Consider the following 23,309-nt stretch of genomic DNA (forward strand, 5'->3'; position numbering starts at 1 on the left):
TCATGTCTCCCTGTCCGATTTTCTACAATTCTTCCACCAAGCTGGATATGCTGTCCAAATCCTCTGCCGTTAATGATTGACTGCTAAAATCGCTCAGTGTCTTTTCTGCTTTCTGTTTACCGGCGCAATGTTTCATAATGTCCCGCAAAAAGTGTTCAATCCTGTTGATAAGCTGTTCCATTGTGTTTCTATGAAAGAGGGCTGGCGGATAACTAAGATTGAAATGGAGCTTTTTGTCTGCTGCCATTGCACTCATCTCGATGATTTGCTCACGCTTCCATGTATGAGTGATATCCTTTCCGCTCCCAAGACTTGATGGGCGGAAGCTGTCCTGTCTTTCGATGTCGTTGAACTGGCCCAAATAGTTAAAGCTGATGTCAGGTGTTTTTGAAAACGTAATGCTTTTGTTTTCAGGGTGTGTAAGGTATTTCAGCATACCGTAACCTACCCCTTTGTTTGGTATCCGGCCCAGTGTATCTTTAACGGTTTTTACTGCGGTTCCGAGCTCATCCCTATGATTTTCAAAGCTTATGAGTGCCGGGTACATGGATGTAAACCAGCCGACCGTTCGGCTGATATCTAACTCTGGCAGAATGTGTTCTCTCCCGTGTCCTTCCATAGCGATACGGAGCTTGCTTCCGCCTGTCCATTCACAAATCGCCAAGGATGCTGCGGTTAACAGAATATCTTGTGTATCTGTACCATAGGCATGATTGACGTTTTGCAGCAAAACGGCAGTGTCTGCTTCAGAGAGTGAAAAGCGTATCGAATCCCTTCTGCTGAAGTCGGTCTTCTCATGAAGCGGCATTTCATATGGCAGTTCCGCAGCTTGCTGTTCTTCCACACTTCGCCAATACACCTCTTCACGAATCAGCCTGCTGCTTTGGGCATATTCCTGTATCCGTCTTGCGTATTCCTGATAGGAATCAGTTTTAGGCGGAAGCTGGATCACTTGGCCTGAAGATGCTTGTTGGTACCCTGCTGACAAATCCTCCAGCAAAATCCGCCATGCCACACCGTCAACGACAAGATGATGGATCGCAAGGAACAAGTAATCTCCTGTCAGTGTTTTAAACCACGCGGCATGTAACAATGGTCCTTCCTGCAAATTGATGCTTTGCTGAAGATCTGCAACTTCTTGTTTGATTTGCGTTTCCCAACCGCTTTCGGACTGTGAAAGATCAGATATTCTTAAACTGTACAGCTGTGATTCCTGAATGCCTTGGTTGATTTGAATCCATCGCCCGTCATCGTTACGATAAACCATCCGAAGCGCATCATGATGCTCCGCCAGTTTTTTTAAGGCTGCTCTAAGGGCGTCTTCAGACAAACGGTCAGAATGGAAAAGCATGACAGACTGATTAAAATGGTGTCGTTCTTCAATATCTTGTGAAAGAAACCATTGCTGAACAGGCGTCCAAGGAACATCTCCCTGAATGGGGCCTTGTTCTATGATTCTCTCTGTCTTACAGATAAATGGTGATAAGTCTTTTATCTTTGGATGCCGGAATAAATCACTTACCTGCAAGCTTAGCCCATGGCGCCCAAGGCGTGCAGAAACTTGAAGCGCTTTGATTGAATCTCCGCCCAATTCAAAAAACGAATCCTCTATTCCGATCCTCTGGATGCCGAGAACCTCCTGCCAGATCAAGGCCAGCTGTTCTTCAAGATCATCGCGTGGCGGGACGTACGTTTGTTTAGATGCGAAATCTGGTTCAGGAAGTGCTTTCCGGTTCAATTTGCCGTTTGATGTGAGCGGAAGAGTCTCCATTTCAATGATGTACGCCGGGATCATATAATTTGGCAGTGAACGCGCGAGAAGAGAACGCACTTGTTCAGCATTCGTGCCTGCATTTACGCTGATGTAGCCAAACAGCTCTTTGCTCCCTGTCTGGCCTGTACGTGCCAACACAGCGGCTTCTTTGACCCCGTCTATTTGGCGAAGTGCTGATTCGATCTCACCCATCTCCACCCGATAGCCTCTGACTTTTACTTGATCATCTATACGGCCAACGTACTCAATTGTGCCATCGGGAAGCCAACGCGCCAGGTCACCTGTGCGGTACAGTCGATCGCCAGGCGCAAATGGATTTGGGACAAATTTCTCTTTTGTTAAATCAGGACGGCCTAAATAGCCTCTGGCGACGCCATCACCACCGACACAAAGTTCACCGACAGTTCCGACCGGCTGCAGCATTCCCCATTTATTTAAGATATAAGCAGTGGAATTACCAACCGGCCGCCCGATCGGAATGGAAAGTTCATATGTTTTTTGAATGTGGAAGCATGTCGAAAAAGTTGTATTTTCGGTTGGTCCATATCCGTTCCATATCGATACTTCAGGGCAGACATTTCTGATTCGATTGACGTGGCTTGCGGACAAGGCTTCCCCGCCTATAATCAGATGATTCAGCTGTGAAAAGGTTGTCTCATTTTGCTCTGTCAAATGATTGAATAGAGAAGATGTCAACCACATCGTTGTGATCCCATGATGTTCTATGTATCTCTGAAGCTGATAGGAATCGAGAAATACTTCTTTATCGGACAGGTGCAAAACTGCCCCATTTAGCAGCGGTCCAAATATTTCAAATGTCACAACATCAAAACCGATTGATGATGTCATGAGAAGACGGTCTGCAGGTGTAAATGTAATATAATTGCTGTTTTTAACAAGACGAATGACACTTCGCTGCTCAATCATGACACCCTTTGGTTTACCGGTTGATCCAGAGGTATAAATGATATATGCAAGTGAATGTGGCCCTGCTGACGATTCAATGTTCTTTGTTTCTCCGTGCTTTTGAATGTCTTCGATTATGAATTGTTCACATGCAATGTCTAATTGCCGTTTTTCTGCTTTTTCAGATCGAAGGAGTAATGTTGCCCCGCTGTCTGACAGCATATAAGCTATTCGTTCAACAGGCAGATCAGGTGCGATTGGCAGGTAGGCTCCTCCGGCTTTCAGAATACCCAGCATTCCCGCTATGAGTTCTGGCGTTCGTCCTGTCAACAAGGCTACAACACAATCAGGCCCTACTCCCTTTCTCTGTAGAACTGAAGCAATTTGATTTGCCCGGCTGTTCAGATCCGCGTAAGTTAATTCTTGTGTATCGCTGACAATTGCAATGGCATTAGGTGTTTGTTCAGCCTGCATTTCAAAGAGCCTGCTGATGGTTTCATTTCTTGGATAATCTATTTTTGTATTATTGAGCTCATGGATAAGGTAATGGGTCTCATCCTCATTTAGTATATTTATTGTTCCGAGAGCGGCTTTGTTGTCTTGGGTGATGGAGAGTAACATATTGATGAAGTATTGAAGCCACTTTTCTATCGTTTTTTTCTTATATAAGTCCGTACTAAATTCCATTTGGAACGTCAGCAAACCGCAGGGCTGTTCGTGAGCATACAGAGTTAAATCAAATTTGGACGTTTGATGCCCGTTGTTTGCTGCAGGTTTGAGATGCAGTTCTTCAAGCTGAATCGATTCCTGATCCATATTTTGAAGAACAAACATCACGTCAAACAGCGGATTCCGGCTCATATCCCGCGTCAATTCAAGCTTGTCGACAAGCTCTTCGAACGGATAATCCTGATGCTCAAAGGCTCCCAATGCAGTCTCGCGCACTTCCTGCAAATACTCCACAAACGGCTTCCCGCCCTCCGGGCGTGTCCGCAGCGCCAGCGTGTTCACAAACATGCCGAGTATCGGCTCAAGATCCTTGTGCGGCCGGCCGGCAATTGGCGATCCGACGATGATATCTTCCTGTCCACTTAAGCGTGACAAGAACGCTGTGTAAGCCGCTAGAAGCACCATGTACAGTGTGCTTCCGTTTTCCCGTGCCAGCTTATGAAGGCCTGATGCGGCCTCTTGATCAAGCGTAAATGAGACCTTGTCACCCGCGAAGCTCCGCACCGGCGGGCGGGTATGATCAGCCGGGAGATCCAGCACCGGCAGCTCGCCCTCGAGCTGCTTCAGCCAGTACGCCTCCTGCGTCTGGTACACGTCTCCTTTTTTAAATCCTTCCTGCCATACGGCGTAGTCTTTATATTGAATGTGAAGCGCCGGGATGGTCCGGTTGTTGTAAAGCTCCCCGAATTCCCGAATCAGAATATTGACGGAAACACCGTCTGAAATAATGTGATGCATATCAACCAGCAACAGGTGCCGCTCATCTGATACCTTTACGATTTGGGCACGGAACAGCGGCGCTTGGCTGAGATCAAAGGACTCGATAAACGCGGCTGCGGCTTCCTGTTCGGTTTGTTCGCCGAGGACTGCTGTCTGTAATGTAAACGGCACCTCGTCATGGATGCGCTGCACCGGCTCGCCGCTTTCGTCCTGTTCGAAGGATGTCCGAAGCGACTCGTGGCGCTCGATCAGCTCTTTGAAAGCCCTGTCCAGCCTTTCGGGGTCAAGCTTCCCTTCCAGCTCTAACACAGCCGGCATATTGTAGCCTGTCCCTCCGTCCTCCAGCTGCTGAAGGACATAGATCCGTTTTTGGGCGGAGGAAACCGGATAGGCCTCACGCTGTTCCGCCGGTTTCATCGCTTCATATGGACTGTCCGTTCCTTCACGGATAACGGAAGCCAGTCCTTCTACAGTCGGATGGGCAAACACATCTTTCAGCGGCACCTGTACATCGAATTCTTTGGCAATCCGTGAAACAAGCGCCGTTGCTTTTAAGGAATGTCCTCCGCGGTCGAAAAAGTTGTCGTGAATCCCGACAGGACCATTTTTCAGCACGTCCTCCCACAGCTGGGCAAGCTTCATCTCTGTCACATTGCTCGGCGCCGTGTAGGTCTCCGCATCTGCAGCTCCGCCAGGAGCTGGCAGGGCGTTTCGGTCCAGCTTTCCGCTTGGCGTAACAGGCCACCGTTCCATCTCTATCATATGAGCTGGGATCATGTAGCTCGGCAGCAGTCTTTCAAGCTGCGTCCTCACTTCGTTTCTTCTTAGTCCTTCTGTATAGGCGCATAATTCCGGCTCGCCGCTGTCTGTCCGAACGGTAACGGCTGCCTCTCTGACGCCTTCAATGCTTCTAAGCGCTGCTTCAATTTCTCCAGGCTCGATACGGTAGCCCCTGATTTTGACTTGATCATCCAAACGGCCGAGGAATTCAACATGTCCGTCAGGAAGCCAGCGCGCCACATCCCCAGTTTTATACATTCGTTCCCCCGGGTAAAACGGGTCCTCAAGAAAACGCTCCTCCGTTAAGGCCGGCCGATTCAAATAGCCTCTGGCCACACCCGCTCCGGCTATGTACAGTTCGCCGGCGACACCGCAAGGCTGTACGGCTAAATGCGCATCTAAAACATACAAACGCGCACCGGGTACGGGCTTCCCGATCGGAATCCGCAAGCGATCCCTGTCTCGCTCTGGGTCCAACACGTAAAATGCCGCGTCAACCGTCGCTTCTGTCGGCCCATAGCCATGAATCAGCGATACCTGCGGCAATAAAGAAGCAAAACGGGCTGCCACATGGGGCGCAAGCGGTTCACCTCCGGCGAATACACGCTTCAGGCTTGTCCCATCACCGAGCGCTTTCATTTCCGCTTGATCGAGAAAGCTGTTCAGCATAGCCGGAATAAAATGAGCCGTTGTCACTTTTTCCTGATGAATGGCTTTTACAATCAATGCCGGGTCTTTCTCCCAGCCGGGCGGAAGCAGATAAGCCGAAGCGCCGGAAAGGGACCACCAAAACAGCTGCCACACAGACGCATCAAAGGAAAAAGAGGTTTTCACCATGACAATGTCATCTTCCTGAAGCGGAAACTGACGCTGCATGCCAGTCAGAAAGGAAACAGCCTGGCGGTGCTCAACCGCTACCCCTTTTGGCTGCCCGGTGGAGCCCGACGTATAGATGACATAGGCGAGAGAGCCGCTGTCAGCAGGAGCAAATACATCGTTTTCTGCTTCTTCGCTCGCAAGAGATGCCATGTCCACTTCAAGCATCTCTCCGGAAAAGCTCGGTGCGGAACATCCCGGCTGTGCCAGCAAGAGCGCGGCCCCGCTGTCTTTCAGCATGTAGCTCAGCCGCTCCTTTGGATATGCAGGATCAAGCGGCAAATACGCCCCGCCTGCCTTCAATACAGCAAGTACCGCTATCAGCATTTCAGGTGACCGTTCAAACAGGACACCGACGATGCTTTCCTTCGTGACGCCTCGTGCCGCAAGGTGCACGGCCAGACGGCCGGCATACATGTCAAGCTCAGCATACGTCAGCGAACCGCCGGAAAAGCGGATGGCCGGCCGTTCCGGTGTGACAGCCGCCTGTCGTTCAAACAGACCGTGCAGGGTTGGGGCTTCAGGCGAAACAGATACTGCCCCGTTGTTTTGAGAAACGATTTTCCGTGTTTTGTTCTCATCTAGCAATGTCATCTTTGACACGGGAAGAGATGGATCAGAGATGACATCAGAGACCATGTGCTGTAAATAATCTTTTATCTCGGACATCATGCTTGGTTGATAGGCGCCGGTATGAAAATGAATCCGAACGTACAACGTACGGCCTGGGATCACTTTGACACTGCAGCTATAATTGGTCACCTCTTCCATCTCAAAATCCTTCACGGAGAAATCAAATGATCCAGCCTGATTCAGCCCTTCAATCTCTTGCTGGGTGGGTGTATTTTCAAAGACGATAATATGATCAATCAGCTCTTGTTTAAGAGCACTCTGCGCCTGAATGTCATATAAAGGGAAGTAACTATATGCTTCTGCCTCAGTCATGTCCTTTTGCATCCTGCTGACTAGGTCAGAAAAAGAAAGAGAATCACTTTGGACTCGAATAGGAATGGTATTGATAAAAAGTCCGACCATGTTTTCCACATCTCTTAGCTCAGAAGGTCTGCCTGATATAACGGATCCGAACACAGCATCGCCGCAGCGATTGAACTTTTGGAGCATAATCCCCCATAAAGCTTGGAAAACAGTGTTTAGTGTCGCTCCAGAAGCTGCTGCGATTTTCTGTAATTCGGAGGTTTCTTTTTCAGAAATGGTGAACGTGATCTGCTCTAATGTCCCATCCGGTATTTGATCTGTTCTTTTCGGCAGAGGCGTAGCTTTTTCGAAATGCTGAAGCCTCTTTTTCCAATACTCAGCCGCTTCTTCTCGGTCTTGCTGCATCAGCCATTTAATATACGTCCCGTACGGCTGTACGGGAGGCAAATCAGGAAGCCCACCTTTTCCCAACTCTTGATAAATGTAGAGAAAATCCTTAATAACGATGCCTAAACACCAGCCATCCATTAAAATATGATGGTGGCTCCAGATACAGACATAGCGATCTGGCGCCCATTTTAAAATAGATATTCTCATCAGTACATCTGTTTGGAGATCGAATCCCCTGGATTTATCCTGCTCTTTGAATGCCTCGGTACAATGTTCTTTATCTCTTTCGTTGAGGTGAGAAATATCTTCAAAATGAACATGGCAATGACGATGCTTGAGTACGACTTGACGGGGTTTGGCTACATTTTTATAGATGAACGCCGTTCGGAAGATTTCGTATCTTTCAAAAACAGCATCCATACTTTTCTGGAAACGCTCCAAGTCAAGCTGTCCATGGATCGTAAAAGAAGCCTGTTCAAAATAAGCTCTTGACTGTTCATCATACAGTGAATGAAAAAGCATCCCTTCCTGCATAAAAGACAAAGGGTATATATCCTGTATTTCGGGTTGCTGCGGCATCAGTGTGAATCTCCTCTCCCTATAGTTTGTTGACGGCACCCATAATCTCACTCAATTCATCAAGTGTTAAATCTTCATCAGTGAAATCAGATGCGCTCCATTCTCGGTTTTCTTTGCCCGTACAATGCTCAATGATATTTTCCAGAGTCTGTTTAAAATGCCCGGCAAATGTTTGGATTGTTTTTTTCTCTAATTGAAGCCTGTTATAGATCATGTGCATGTTCAGGCATCCCGAAGAAACGGCGCCGCTGATATCTAGTGCATAAGGCCGCACCCATTCCGGGCTGATCTCATTCCCTGGCTTGATGTCAGAAACCTCAAAGGCTTTTGATTGAATATCCTGATCAAATTGACCTAAATAATTAAAGCTGATGTCCGGGCTGCCTTTCTCAGAGCCCCATTTTTTGTTGGTATATTTCAGCACACCGTAGCCTGCGCCCTTATGCGGTATACGGTGCAGCATATCTTTTGTCTGTTTAATGAGGTGGCCCAGCCGCTCATCTTTGTTCTTATGATCAGAATGGCTCATATCAAGCCATACAGGATAAATCGAGGTGAACCAGCCGACTGTTCTGCTAATGTCAATATCCTCAAGGTATGATTCCCTTCCATGGCCCTCCATGCTGATTTTAAACTGGTCATAGCCTGTCCATTGCTGCAAAGCAAGACCTAAAGCTGTCAGAAGGATATCATTCATCTCCGTGCTGTATGCTTTATGTACAGCCGTTAACAACAATTCGGTGTGATGGCGGGACAGCTCAAAATCAATCACTTCTGTATATTTGAATGTGTTAGGCGCAGCGTCATTGTCTTTAGGAATAGGCTGAATGTGACGGTTCTCACGCTTATCCCAATACGCTGCTTCGCGCTGCATCTGGCGGCTTTTAGAGTAGTCAGCTATTCTTTGTGAATACGTTAAATATGAATCTGTTTTTTGCGGCAGTTTAATAGTTTCTCCTGAGACTGCCTGTTTGTAAGCTGTTGAAAAATCCTCGAACAAAATGCGCCACGAAACCGCATCAACAACTAAGTGATGAATCGTCAGAAACAAATGGTCACCATTCTCGGTCCTGAACAATCCAGCGTGAAGCAAGGGGCCGGTTTCCAAACGCATATGCTCCTGCATCTGGCTGGCTGCTTCCTTAATCCTGTTATGCGCTTCTGTTAAGTTATCCTTTATATCAAACAGTTCAAGAGCATATAGCTCCTTATCTGGCAAATCTATTCCTCTGTTTATCTGAACCGGCCTGCCATTTTCATACCGGCATACGATTCTGAGTGCGTCATGATGAATCACCAGGCTTTTCAGCACCTTTCTAAGTGCAATCTCGTCAAATCTTTCAGTCCGGTAGAGCATAACGGACTGGTTAAAATGATTGATTTCCAGAGATTGCGAGAAAAACCATTGCTGGATAGGTGTCCAAGTGATCTCGCCTTCGACCGGACCTTGGTCAATGACGTTTACGGCTTTTCGAACCCGAGCGGACAGTTCGCCAAGAGTCTGATGTTCAAACATCTCACGTACTGTCGTTTCAAAGCCGCGCTGCTTCAGTCTGGCACAAACTTGCAGTGCTTTAATAGAATCTCCGCCAAGCTCAAAGAAATTGGCACTCACGCCCAGCTCCTCCACATCAAGAAGCTCCTCCCAAATTTCAGCCATCACCTTTTCAATCTCATTTCTAGGGCTGATATCATCAGCAATATAATCGTGTTTATCAGGTTCCGGCAGGGCTTTCTGATCAAGTTTTCCATTAACAGTCAGCGGGATGCTGTCAATCTGTATCAAACGGGCGGGCAGCATAAAGTCAGGCAGCATGGTTTTTAGAGAAGTCCGGATTTCTGATGCATTCGCGGCCTGTTGATCTTTTGTCACCATGTAAGCATATACAGCTGCTTGCCCTTGCTCATCTGTTCTTGTGATGACAGCCGCCTCTTTAACAATTGGAAGCTGAAGAAGCGCCGCCTGGATTTCGCCCAACTCAATACGGTGCCCTCTGACTTTAACCTGATCATCAGTACGCCCTAAGTATTCCAGCTCGCCATTTGACAGGCGTTTAGCAAGATCTCCTGTTCGGTATAATCTATCCCCCGGAAGATAAGGATTAGGCACAAAACGGTCAGCGGTCAGCTCATCTCTGTTGAGATATCCCCGTGCCACACCTTCACCGCCTATATACATCTCCCCTGGAACTCCGATCGGCTGCAGATTCATATGAGCATCCATCACATAAGCCTGCAGAGTTGAAAGCGGCCGTCCGATATTGCTTTTATTTTTTGCAATGTCTGCTGCAGACAATTTTTTGAATGTTACATGTACCGTCGTTTCTGTAATACCATACATATTGATCAGATCAGTATCAGGATATTTTTTATTCCAGCTTTGAAGCATGCCGGGCTGTAAAGCTTCGCCGCCAAAAATCACGTATCGGATGTTTAATCGATCCGTATGGTTTTGATCTTCATGCATCAGGCCGTAAAAAGCTGTCGGGGTCTGATTGAGTACAGTGACGCGTTCTTTTTTTAACAATAATCGGAATGCATGGGGATCACGGGCTGTTTCTTTAGAGACCACGACTAGTGTACTTCCGTTTAATAACGCACCGAACATTTCCCATACAGAGAAATCAAAGCAATATGAATGAAAGAACGTCCAGACGTCTTCATGGCCAAATTTAAAAGGCAGGTTTTGATGCTTTAAAAGACTGATCACATTGCGGTGCTCGACAATGACGCCCTTTGGCTGGCCAGTCGTTCCGGATGTGTATATCACGTAAGCCGGCTGATCTGCTAGGGTTTGAATTTTTAAATCAGCCGGAATTGAATCATTTTCAACTTCATTGATATACAAAATAGGCCCGTTGTAGTCTGCAGGTTTGTTTTGGCCGCGCTCTGTCAGCAACATTTCTGCCCCGCTGTCATTGAGCATAAAACTGATACGTTCCTGAGGATATTCAGGATCAATCGGCAAGTAGGCCCCTCCAGCTTTTAAAATCGATAAAATGCCAATGATCATATCAGGTGACCGATCGAGCATCAGACCTACGATATCGCCAGTTCTGACCCCTTGTTTGATCAGCATAGCAGCTGTCCGCTCAGCTTTTTCATTCAGGTCTCGATAAGTAAGCTGAGAGTGACCGTACACCACTGCGAGATGCTCCGGATGTTCAGCGGCTTTTTTTTCAAATAAGCTTACAATGTTTTCATTTCTCAGATAAGCGGCATACTGTCCCATTTTTTCAAGGAGCAAATTGCGCTCTGCAGCAGGAAGCAATTGCATTTCCGAAATTCTCATCTTGGTATCAGCCGTTACACCTTTCACCAGTTCAATAAAATGGGATGCCCATCGCGCAATGGTCTCTTCTTCAAAAAGAGCGGTGCTGTATTCAAACCGGCAGTGAATCCCGCCCGAATGCTCCTCAGCGTGTAATGTCAAATCGAATTTAGATATATCGTGTTTTGGAGTGACAGACGAAATTGATAGACCAGGCACTTCGAACTGGAAATCCTCACTGCTTTGAAGCACGAGCATCGCATCGAACAGCGGGTTGCGATTTACCTCTCGATGTGTATCGAGCTTATCTGCCAGCTCCTCAAAAGGATAATCCTGATGCTCGTAAGCCGTCAGAGCCAGGTGGCGAATATCCTGCAAATACGAGCTGAACGTTTTGTGGCCCTCGGGCTGGCTGCGCATCGCTAAAGTATTTACGAACATCCCGATGACGCGCTCCAGATCGGCGTGCGGTCTTCCGGCAGCAGGCGAGCCGACGACAATATCCTCTTGCCCGCTTAGCTTGGATAGCAAAATAGAATAGACAGCCAGAAGAATCATATACAACGTTGTTCCCGTTTCAACCATTAAACGGTGCAGCTCATCTGCCGTGTCTTTATCAATGTTTACTTCGATTGTTCCGCCGCTGAAATCAGGGAGACGCGGTCTTGTTTTATCAAGCGGTAATTCTAATACTGGAAGACTCCCGCCAAGCTGATCGAGCCAGTAGGCCTCCTGTTTTTTGTATAGCTCTTTCGGGTACTTTTCTTGCTGCCAAACAGCAAAATCCTTATAATGCAGGTTTAAAGCTGGCAACTCTTTTTCGCAATACAAGTCAGTAAATTCTTGGACAAGAGTGCTCATCGAGACACCGTCGGCAATAATATGGTGCATATCGAGCAGCAAAAAGCCGCGATTATTGCCCATTGTAATGACACATGCTCTAAAAAGCGGACCGGACGATAGATCAAACGGTTTGATAAAAGATTCGATTGCGGACTCAAGCATTTGTTCTGATTCCATTTCAAGCTCTTTCAGATCAAAAGCCATCTCTGGATAAATGATCTGTACGGGCTCTCCTCTGTCAAGCACAAAAACAGTCCGTAATGCTTCATGTCGATTCACAAGTTCTGTGAGAACGCTTCTCAACCGCTGGCGATCCAGATTTCCGCGTAATTCAAGTACAGCGGGCATGTTATAGCCTGTGCTGTCATCTGCCAGCTGATGAAGAGCATATAATCGTTTTTGCGAGAAAGACAGCGGATAGACTTCTCTTTGACCCGCAGGCTCAATCTGTGTAAAAACATGTTCTTTTAAGCTCATCAATTTGACTGCCATGCTTTCAACCGTCGGATAAGAAAACACCTCACTGAGCGGAAGCTCGACATTTAGCTTTTTATGTATTCTTGATACCAGTGCGGCCGCTTTTAAGGACTGTCCGCCTAATTGAAAGAAATCATCACGAATGCCGATTTGCTGTTTATTCAGCACATCTCCCCAAATATGTGCGAGATCAGCCTCGATTAAAGTTCGGGGCGGCATATATGTGAGGCTCGTATTGTTTTCTGGTTCAGGAAGTGCTGACCGGTCAAGCTTCCCGCTGGATGTTAATGGCATCCGGCTGATATTGGTAATAGTTGCGGGAATCATATAGGGCGGCAATGTCCCGGCTAGATGCCGATACAAATTCGGGAGATTGTTTCCCTTTTCCGGAACGATATAAGCAACAAGCTCTTTTTCCTCAGCAGAAACATCACGGGCCAGTACTGCTGCTTCCTTCACTCCTGGCGCCTGTCGAAGAACCGTTTCAATTTCTTTCAGTTCAATGCGGTAACCCCTAATTTTCACTTGATCATCAAAACGCCCTATATATTCAATCGTTCCATCCGGCAAAAAGCGGCCTGCATCACCTGTTCGGTATAAACGCTCCCCTTCAAGGAACGGATGATCGGAGAATGCTTTCTCTGTCAGCTCTGGCTGTTTGTAGTATCCTCTGGCAAGCCCCGTGCCGGAAATACACAGTTCACCCGCCGCGCCGATCGGCTGCATTTGATTTCCGTGTAAAACAAATACTTTTGTGTTCGCAATCGGGTGTCCGATCGTGATCCTCTCTTTTTCGTTCAGTTGACGCAATATTGTTGTTGCCACACTATTTTCTGTGGGCCCGTATTCATTTGCCAATTCTGCAGAAGGACAAATCTTTTCGCTCATCTCAAGCAGGTCAGGCGTGACCGCTTCACCAGCGAATGTCACAATACGAAGACTTTTTGCATCGTCAGCAGTCATCACTTCCAATAACACCCGGTACAGGGAAGGAACAATGATCATGTGACTGACCTTATAACGGGCTATTTTTCGTTTAAGGGCTAGCACATACTTCGCTTCGTCATCCGTTGTCAGCAATACGCACGCACCGGATATAAGCGGGGTAAACAAGCTCGTCACACAACCGTCAAACACATATGAAAACAAATGGAGGGATATATCCTGTTCGGCCATGCCATACTCTTCCCGTCTCCATTGCAATGTATTGGCAATGCCTTGATGATTAACTAGAACACCTTTAGGGCGCCCTGTCGTTCCCGACGTATAGATCAAATAGGCGAGATCACCAAGCGGCACATCTGGAGCTGCTGTTTGGTGACTTTCTGTATGTTCTATCGTTATCATATTTCCTTTATAGTGCGGCGGGATGAATGACATAAGGTTTTCTTCTATCAGCAATTGAGCTGCTTGACTGTCCTTCAGCAGAAAAGAAAGACGTTCTTCTGGGAAATTTGGATCAAGCGGCATATAAGCGCCGCCTGCTTTCCAAATCCCAAGTAGAGCTGCAGGCATTTCCATTGACCGGTTCATCATCACAGCCACGATATCTCCAGATCCAACGCCTTTTTCTATCAGGGCGTGCGCAATCTGATTGGCTCTTATATTTAATTGGCGATAGGTCCAGCAATCGTCTCCCATTTTTAATGCAGCAGCTTCAGGTGTTTTGCGGGCTTGTTCCTCGAACAATTGGGATATCGTTTTGTTCACATAAGGACGCTCAGTTTCGTTAAACAATTGGATAACCTGTTGCTCCTCCGGCGGGACGATATTGATGTCACTGACGGCAATATCGGGATGTGCCAAAATGCAATCTAGAGCTTGTTTTAGATGCCACTGAATCCTCAGCATCTCCTCCCGTTCATAAACGGCTGCGTTGTAGCTGAATTTGATATAAAATGATTCTCCCGGAACAATAACGATATTAAAGTCGTAATTGGTTTGTTCGGACATTGAAATGTCACCAAGCTTCAGTGCATTTTCCTCGTTTTCACTCTCAATGCTTAACGCCTGATCAAGCTGTACAGGATAATTTTCAAAGACAAAAATATGATCGATCAACCCTTGCTTCAATAGACTATGGTTTTGAATTTCATAAAGCGGATAATACCCATGCTGTTCAGATGCTAAAATATCCTCCTGCACGGCTTTGGCCAGCGAAGAAAACGTCATGCTCTCCGCAGATCGAATTCGCACTGGGATAGTATTAATAAACAAGCCGACCATTGATTCAATACCGTCAATCGCTGACGGGCGTCCCGAAATGACGGAGCCAAAAACTGCGTCATCTGTGGCATTATATCGATGGAGGAGCACGCCCCACATACTCATAAACAACGTGTTTAATGTCACTCCCCAATTTTGGGCGGCCTCAGTCAGTTTCTCAACCATTTCCGGTGCTAAAGAAAAGCTGATCTGGTCGGCTTTATAATCCCCGTCCACCGGGCGGGGATTTATCCGGGGGATAGATGCAGTATTGCCGTACTCCTTCAAATATTCGCTCCAGTAAGCAGCAGTCTCTTCTTGATCTTGTTCTCCGAGCCATTCAATATAGCGGCTGTACGGTACCGTGCTGCCAAGCCGTACAGGTGAGTTATTTTTGAGCGAATCATACATGCTGAAAAACTCTTTAAGAATAATGCCTAGACACCAGCCATCCATGATGATATGGTGATGTGTCCAGACACATGTATATTGGCTGTTGCCTCTATCAAAAAGGGCAAGACGCATTAACGGATCTTTTTGCAAATTAAATCCTTTTTCCCGATCCTTGGTCATAAAAGCATCGATCAGAGCCTGCTGTTCATGATCGGCCAGGTGAGAAAAATCTTCTCTATACACTGTCAATTCCCGGTTTGACAGGACTACCTGCTGCGGACCTGTAAGATCTTGGACTTCTTTAATAAAAATCGTTCTGAAAATATCATACCGGGAAACAAGAAGGTTTAAGCTCTTTTGAAACGAGTCGATGCATAGATTCCCTGTGATCGTAAACGAGGTCTGTTCGACATAGGCTTTTGAGCTGACATCCATCAGTGAATGAAACAGCATTCCTTCCTGCATGTGCGATAACGGATAAATATCTTGAATCTGTGCCGCTTGTGCCATCAATTCCACACACCTTTTCAAAAGTTAAAGATCTTTCACGAGATCTTCGATGCTAGATAATGCAGACAACGTTAATTCCTTATTGCTGAAATCACTCAGCGTTTTTTCGCGTATTTTTTTCTGAGAACAATGCTCAATCATCTCGATAAGATGCCTGTGAAAACGATCCATAAAACACTTAATTGAGTGTTGGCTGAACACTTGGGTGTATACCGCTTTTACTTGAAGCCGTCCGTCTGTAATAAGAGCATTGATGTCCAGCTCATACTCTCGTTCTCTCCCACCCGCTATTTCGTAACGAGGCCGGTAAAATGATAATTGAAACGTTTCAGCTTCCTTCTCTTCGCTGAATTGGCCGAGATAATTAAAGCTGACCTCAGGCTCTTTATACTGCAGTTCTCCTATCTGTGTTAACAATCCGTAACCAGTTCCTTTGTTCGGTACCCTTCTCAGCATATCTTTTGTCGTCTTAATTCGGTATGCGAGCTGATCCTCGAAAAGCTCGGGAATACTCATGTCCAGCAGAATAGGATAAATGGAAGTAAACCATCCAACTGTCCGTGAAATATCAATGTTTGGCACATGCCCCTCTCTACCGTGTCCCTCAGTGCTGATCACGATTTGGTCATGCCCTGTCCATTCAGAAAGCGCCATTCCTAACGCCGTAAGCAAAAGTTCGTTGGCATCAGTGCCATAGGCTTGCTGGGTTTCAAACAGCAATTTTTCAGTCCAGTCCCCGGATAGTACAAACGCCGCTGTATCGCTGTTCATTTGCAGTCTTCCCGGCACATTTTCCGTGTCCTTAGGCAGAAAAGCAGTGTGAGCGTCCAAAATTGATTGCCAATATGATTTTTCTGCAAGCAATTGTTTGCTTTCAGCAATTTGTGCAAGACCATTGGCGTAGGACAAATAAGAATCCGTTTTTGGCGGTAATTGGATCTCTTGTTTTTCTAAAGCCTGCTGGTATGCTGCAGCTAAATCCTCAAGCAGTATTCTCCAAGAAACGCCATCTATCACAAGATGATGAAGCGCAATCAGCAAATGGTCCCCTTCTGCCGTTTTAAACAAACCTGCTTGCAGCAGAGGCCCTTTTTGTACATTCATTTTGCTTTGAATGCCGATTTCCTCAGCGGCTAGTTTTTCATCAAGCTGAGTCCTTTCCAGTGATTCTTTTGTCCAGTCTGCTATGTGAAGGCCGAACAGTTCATGATCCTTGTGATTCATTCCGCGATTATACTGAACGACATGGCCGTTTTGATTTCGTTGAAAAACCATGCGAATTGCATCGTGATGCTCGGTTATTTTACGCAGCGCCCGACGAAGTGCATTAGTATTGAATCCTTTTTCACTGAAAAGTATGACGGACTGGTTGTAATGGTAGTGAAAAGCATGAACCTGTCCGAAAAATCTTCGCTGAATCGGAGCGAGATCAGCTTCACCTTCAGCAGGTCCCTGATCAGCTTGAGATGCCAATGGTGTGATATGTCCGCTTAGCTCCTGAATCGTTGGATAACGGAATAAGTCACGTATTGTCATGCTCCAGCCTTCAGCGGCCAGTCGCGCTGCCACTTGTAATGCTTTTATTGAGTCTCCACCAAGCTCAAAAAAGGAATCGTGAATGCCGACTCGAGCAATGGACAGGACATCTTCCCATATTTCCGCTATCGTTTTTTGTATGTCGTTAACTGGTGCCGTATATGGACGTGTGAACACATCATTTGGAGCCGGCAAGGCGTTTTTGTCCAGCTTTCCGTTTAGGGTCAGCGGCAGTTTTTCTATAGGAATCAGATGCGCGGGAATCATATATGCCGGCAGCTCCTTTGTTAAAGCAGCACGGAGAGTATTCGTATTGACGTCTGAAGGCACAATATATGCTGCTAAACCAGCATGTCCATTCTTATCATGCTGAACGGCAACAGCAGCTTCTCTGACCAGCCCGGTTTGAAGCAGAACACTTTCAATTTCTTCTGTTTCAATTCTGTATCCATTTATCTTCACCTGATAATCCATTCGGCCAAGAAGCTTGATCGTTCCGTTTGGAAGCCAGCAGGCTCGATCACCGGTTCTGTACAGCCTTTCTCCGGAGACAAATGGATTTTCTGTAAATTTCATTTGCGTTAAGTCAGGTTTATTATGATAGCCTTTCGCAACACCTGCTCCGCTGATGCATAGCTCGCCGGCAACGCCAATCGGCTGAATTTGATCAGTCTGGCTGAGTACGTACATGTGTACATTCGGTAGCGGGCTGCCAATTGGGACGTTATCTCCCGTATACTCTTCTCCCATCCTTGTTTCATAGCAGCTGGAATCGATCGTTGCTTCTGTGACGCCATAACTATTGATAATGCGCATGCTTTGTCCAAAGCGTTCTGTCAATGTTTTGAAATCTTGAGCTTTCACCATGTCGGAACCAAGAATCAATATGTCTAAATCAGGAAGCTTGAGCTTGTTACGGTATACATACTCCATAATTGGGATAATGAGAGCCGGCGTTGACTCCATTATCGTGATTCGCCGAGAGTTCATGATTCCATATAATTCAGCAGGTTCCAGCCGCTTTTCATCCGGGCAAACGATTAGAGTCCCGCCGTTGATCAATGTTCTCGCTAAATCTCCTGAAAAGACATCAAATGAAAAGCTCGCCATTTGAAGCAGTCTGACAGGCTTCTGATCCAGTTCATAAATTTGCCGCCAAGCAAGAGCTGCATGGGTAAAGTTCCGATAGGTGACAATAACGCCTTTAGGCGCGCCCGTAGTTCCTGACGTATAAATGATATATGCTACATCCTCAGGAGCAGGAGATAAGTCAAGGTTGCAGCTGTTTTCTTCATAAGAGCTCTCATCATCAAGGCAGATGTGAGATATATCACATTCAGATGAGTTTGAAATCAAATGCTTCAACTCCTGCTGCAAAAGAAGAATGTCTGCTCCGCTATCACGGAGAAGGTATTCAATTCTAGCTTTTGGATAATGTGAATCGATTGGGATATACACTCCGCCAGCTTTCATCACTGCTAGGATTCCAACAATTGCATCAATGGACCGCTTGGCTAAAACAGCCACAGTTGGCTTCGTCCCTTTTCTTTTTTGCAACGTCCGTGCCAGTCGATTGGCTCTTTCGTTTAGAAGCCGATAACTAATCTGTGTTTCGTCATCAATAACAGCTATATGTTCTGGTGTTTCTTCAGCTCTCGCTTCAAATATGCGATGAAAAGGAACATCTTTTTGAGAAAATTCAATTTGAGTTTTGTTGAATTCAAAGACTATATTTTGTTTTTCTTGATGACTAAGAATGTTTATTTGTGAAAGGTTTGTTTCAGGATTAGAAAGTGCCGCATGCAGAAATTCGATAAAATGAGCTGCCCAGCGCTCAATCGTAGCTTTCAGGAATACTTCCGTACTAAATTCCAATTCGCAGCAAATGGCTCCATCTGTTTCCGTTGCTATTAGTGTGATATCGAATAAAGAAATGTGATGTGCGAAATTGGCGGGCCGGACTTTTATCTCTTCCAGATCCATGTCCTGCTTTTCCATATTTTGAAGGATAAACATCGCATCAAAAACTGGATTCCGGCTCATATCCCGCGTCAATTTAAGCTTGTCGACGAGCTCTTCGAACGGATAATCCTGATGCTCGTAGGCTCCCAATGCTGTCTCGCGCACTTCCTGCAAATACTGCACAAACGGCTTCCCGCCCTCCGGGCGTGTCCGCAGCGCCAGCGTGTTCACAAACATGCCGAGTATCGGCTCAAGATCCTTGTGCGGCCGGCCGGCGATTGGTGATCCGACGATGATATCTTCCTGTCCGCTTAAGCGGGACAATAACGCTGTGTAAGCCGCTAGAAGCACCATGTACAGTGTGCTTCCGTTTTCCCGTGCCAGCTTATGAAGGCCTGATGCGGCCTCTTGATCAAGCGTAAATGAGACCTTGTCACCTGCGAAGCTCCGCGCCGGCGGGCGGGTATGATCAGCCGGGAGATCCAGCACCGGCAGCTCGCCCTCGAGCTGCTTCAGCCAGTACGCCTCCTGCGTCTGGTACGCATCTCCTTTTTTAAATCCTTCCTGCCATACGGCGTAGTCTTTATATTGAATGTGAAGCGCCGGAAGGATCCGGTTGTTGTAAAGCTCTCCGAATTCCCGAATCAGAATATTGACGGAAACACCATCTGAAATAATGTGATGCATATCAACCAGCAACAGGTGCCGCTCATCTGATACCTTTACGATTTGGGCACGGAACAGCGGCGCTTGGCTGAGATCAAACGGCTGAATAAACGAGGCTGCGGCTTCCTGTTCGGTTTGTTCGCCGAGGACTGCTGTCTGTAGTGTAAACGGCACCTCGTCATGGATGCGCTGCACCGGCTCGCCGCTTTCGTCCTGTTCGAAGGATGTCCGAAGCGACTCGTGGCGCTCGATCAGCTCTTTGAAAGCCCTGTCCAGCCTTTCGGGGTCCAGCTTCCCTTCCAGCTCTAACACAGCCGGCATATTGTAGCCTGTCCCTCCGTCCTCCAGCTGCTGAAGGACATAGATCCGTTTTTGCGCGGAGGAAACCGGATAGGCCTCGCGCTTTTCAGCCGGTTTCATCGCTTCATATGGACTGTCCGTTCCTTCACGGATAACGGAAGCCAGCCCTTCTACCGTCGGATGGGCAAACACATCTTTCAGCGGCACCTGTACATCGAATTCTTTGGCGATCCGTGAAACAAGCGCGGTTGCTTTTAAGGAATGTCCTCCGCGATCAAAAAAGTTGTCGTGAATCCCGACAGGGCCGTTTTTCAGCACGTCCTCCCACAGCTGGGCAAGCTTCATCTCTGTCACATTTCTCGGCGCCGTGTAGGTCTCCTCATCTGCCGCTCCGTCAGGAGCTGGCAGGGCGTTTCGGTCAAGCTTTCCGCTTGGCGTAACCGGCCACTGTTCCATCTCTATCATATGAGCTGGGATCATGTAGCTCGGCAGCAGTCTTTCAAGCTGCGTCCGCACTTCGTTTCTTCTTAGTCCTTCTGTATAGGCGCATAATTCCGGGTCGCCGCTGTCTGTCCGAACGGTAACGGCTGCCTCTCTGACGCCTTCAATGCTTCTAAGCGCTGCTTCAATTTCTCCAGGCTCGATACGGTAGCCCCTGATTTTGACTTGATCATCCAAACGGCCGAGGAATTCAACATGTCCGTCAGGAAGACAGCGCGCCACATCCCCGGTTTTGTACATGCGTTCACCCGGGTAAAACGGGTCCTCAAGAAAACGCTCCTCCGTTAATGCCGGCCGATTCAAATAGCCTCTGGCCACACCCGATCCGGCAATGTACAGTTCGCCGGCGACCCCGCAAGGCTGTACGGCTAAATGCGGATCTAAAACATACAAACGCGCACCGGGTACGGGTTTTCCAATCGGAATCCGCAAGCGATCCCTGTCCCGCTCTGGGTCCAACACGTAAAATGCCGCGTCAACCGTCGCTTCTGTCGGCCCGTAGCCATGAATCAGCGATACCTGCGGCAATAAAGAAGCAAAACGGGCTGCCACATGGGGCGCAAGCGGTTCACCTCCGGCGAATACACGCTTCAGGCTTGTCCCGTCACTCAGCCTTTCGATTTCCGCTTGATCCAGAAAGCTGTTCAGCATAGCCGGAATAAAATGGGCCGTTGTAATACTTTCCTGATGAATGGCTTGTACGATCAATGCCGGGTCTTTTTCCCATCCGGGCGGAAGCAGATAAGCCGAAGCGCCGGAAAGGGACCACCAAAACAGCTGCCACACAGACGCATCAAAGGAAAAAGAGGTTTTCACCATGACAATGTCATCTTCCTGAAGCGGAAACTGACGCTGCATGCCAGTCAGAAAGGAAACAGCCTGGCGGTGCTCAACGGCTACCCCTTTTGGCTTCCCGGTGGAGCCCGACGTATAGATGACATAGGCGAGAGAACCGCCGTCAGCAGGAGTAAACACATCGTTTTCTGCTTTTTCGCTCGCAAGAGATGCCATGTCCACTTCAAGCATCTCTCCGGAAAAGCTCGGTGCGGAACATCCCGGCTGCGTCAGCAAGAGCGCGGCCCCGCTGTCTTTCAGCATGTAGCTCAGCCGCTCCTCTGGATATGCAGGATCAAGCGGCAAATACGCCCCGCCTGCCTTCAAGACAGCAAGTACAGCTATCAGCATTTCAGGTGACCGTTCAGACAGGACACCGACGATGCTTTCCTTCGTGACGCCGCGTGCCGCGAGGCGCGCAGCCAGCCGGCTGGCATACATGTCAAGCTCAGCGTACGTCAGCGAACCGCTGGAAAAGCGGATGGCTGGCCGCTCCGGTGTGAAAGCCGCCTGTCGTTCAAACAGTCCGTGCAGGGTCGGGGCTTCAGGCGAAACAGCTTCCGTCTTATTAAACTCATACAACAATTTTTGTTTCTCTCTTATATTAGTCATATCTAATTCTTTTATGAAACTGTGCGGATGTTGAAGGGCGTTTTCCAGTAACGTAAGCAGATGGTTCTGTATTCGCTTAATATCATCAAGAGAAAACAAGGTATTTTGATAGTCGAAATTTAATTGAATAGTTCCTGTGTCTGTCCGTTCCTGTATTTGAACAGAAAGCTCGTTCGCGGTGTATCCGCTGAAATAAAGCGCCGTTTCATAGTCAAAACCGTCTGCATTGTGCCATTGGAGCGGTTGATACTGCATAGATATACCGATAAGGTTGTGTAAATCCTTCTGTTCTTTTCTTAATTCATTTACCAGCAAATTATAAGGAAACCGTTGGTGACGCATAACGGAAAGCTGTTCCCTGCCTACTCTGCGGACAAAGGATAGAAAGTCCGCGTCAGGATCAACCGTTATTCTGATGGGAAGAGAACTGACGAACATGCCGAGCATTTCTTTTTCAGCCTTTGACCCTCTGTTGCCATAGTAGGTGCCGATGGCAAGGTCTTTTTTAGAAGTGATCCGGCTGATGCATATGTAAAATGAAGCCATAAATAAGGAAATGATATTGATCTTTTGTTCTTCGCAAAAGATTCGAATCTTTTGCCCTAGATGAGGTGAAAGGGTGATGGTATCTCTGGATGCGGATGTGCTCTGTTTTTGTAAAGACGTCTGGCCGGCTAACGAGTGGTATTCCGGCGGATTCTGAAAGGTTTGAGTCCAAAATAAACGGTCCTTTGCAAAACGTGAAGACTGTAAATATTGACTCTCTTTTTCGATGTAGCTCAAGTAAGAAGGTTCAGGCTGATCGGGTAAAGGATCTTGCTTTTTCATTTTTTGATAAAGATCTATAATTTGATTTCCCATCACGTTTAAGGAGATGCCGTCCATTATAATATGATGGAATTTAGCAAACAGCCAAACCTCATGATTGTGGATTCTAAGGAGATAAAATTGATAAAGAGGCGAGTTGAATAGTTTAAATGGGATTCTCGCTTGTTCTTGTATCCATTGCTCTATTTCTATCATTTCAACATTTGAAAAATCTATTATTCCCAGTGAAGTATATTTATATTCAGTAAGGTACAATCGCGGCTCAAGCTCTTCTCCTTCTAACAGATGAAACCTGATGGCGTCGTTGCGGGAGATGGAATGATTCAGCGCGCCCTCTAGAACATCAAGATCAATATTGCCTCTGAATTTCACACAGGCCGTAAGATTGCAAATGCTGGTACCTGGCTCCAGCAGTTCGGTAAACCACACTCTCCTTTGGGCATGGGTTAAAGAATAAGTATGTTGGCTCAACGGATTCCCTCCAGTTCTCATAATAAGAGAGTAAGAAAAAAGTAGAAAAATAACAATAAAAGAAATTATATGACTATATAATCCATATATGCACTATATTAACGGATATTTTTTAAAGTACAATAAAAAATATTAAATTTTTATAACATTTTTTTGAATATAGTATTATTTCTTTAGTTTTGGTTTCTTTCTTCATCAAATTTTTTAATA

General features: G+C 46.8%; 3 protein-coding genes. All 3 read right to left on the minus strand.

Translation table 11 applies throughout. The annotated features are described in order from the left end of the window. Positions 1-22 precede the first annotated feature (22 nt). The 3 genes from M1M80_RS10080 to M1M80_RS10090 are packed head-to-tail and all read right to left on the minus strand — an operon-like array spanning position 23 to position 23,099. Positions 23-7,690: a non-ribosomal peptide synthetase gene (locus tag M1M80_RS10080; protein WP_178938631.1), complete on the minus strand. Its 7,668-nt coding sequence runs from the start codon at positions 7,688-7,690 to the stop codon at positions 23-25. A 19-nt stretch (positions 7,691-7,709) separates the two neighbouring features. Next, positions 7,710-15,389, minus strand: coding sequence for a non-ribosomal peptide synthetase (locus M1M80_RS10085; RefSeq protein WP_060398945.1), 7,680 nt, complete (start codon positions 15,387-15,389; stop codon positions 7,710-7,712). 24 nt (positions 15,390-15,413) lie between these two features. Continuing rightward, entirely contained in the window at positions 15,414-23,099 is a 7,686-nt protein-coding gene (locus tag M1M80_RS10090) for a non-ribosomal peptide synthetase (RefSeq protein WP_134980948.1), read from the minus strand. Between the last annotated feature and the right edge of the window lie 210 nt (positions 23,100-23,309).

It is taken from the genome of Bacillus inaquosorum, from assembly GCF_023238325.1.
Taxonomy (GTDB): Bacteria; Bacillota; Bacilli; order Bacillales; family Bacillaceae; genus Bacillus; species Bacillus inaquosorum.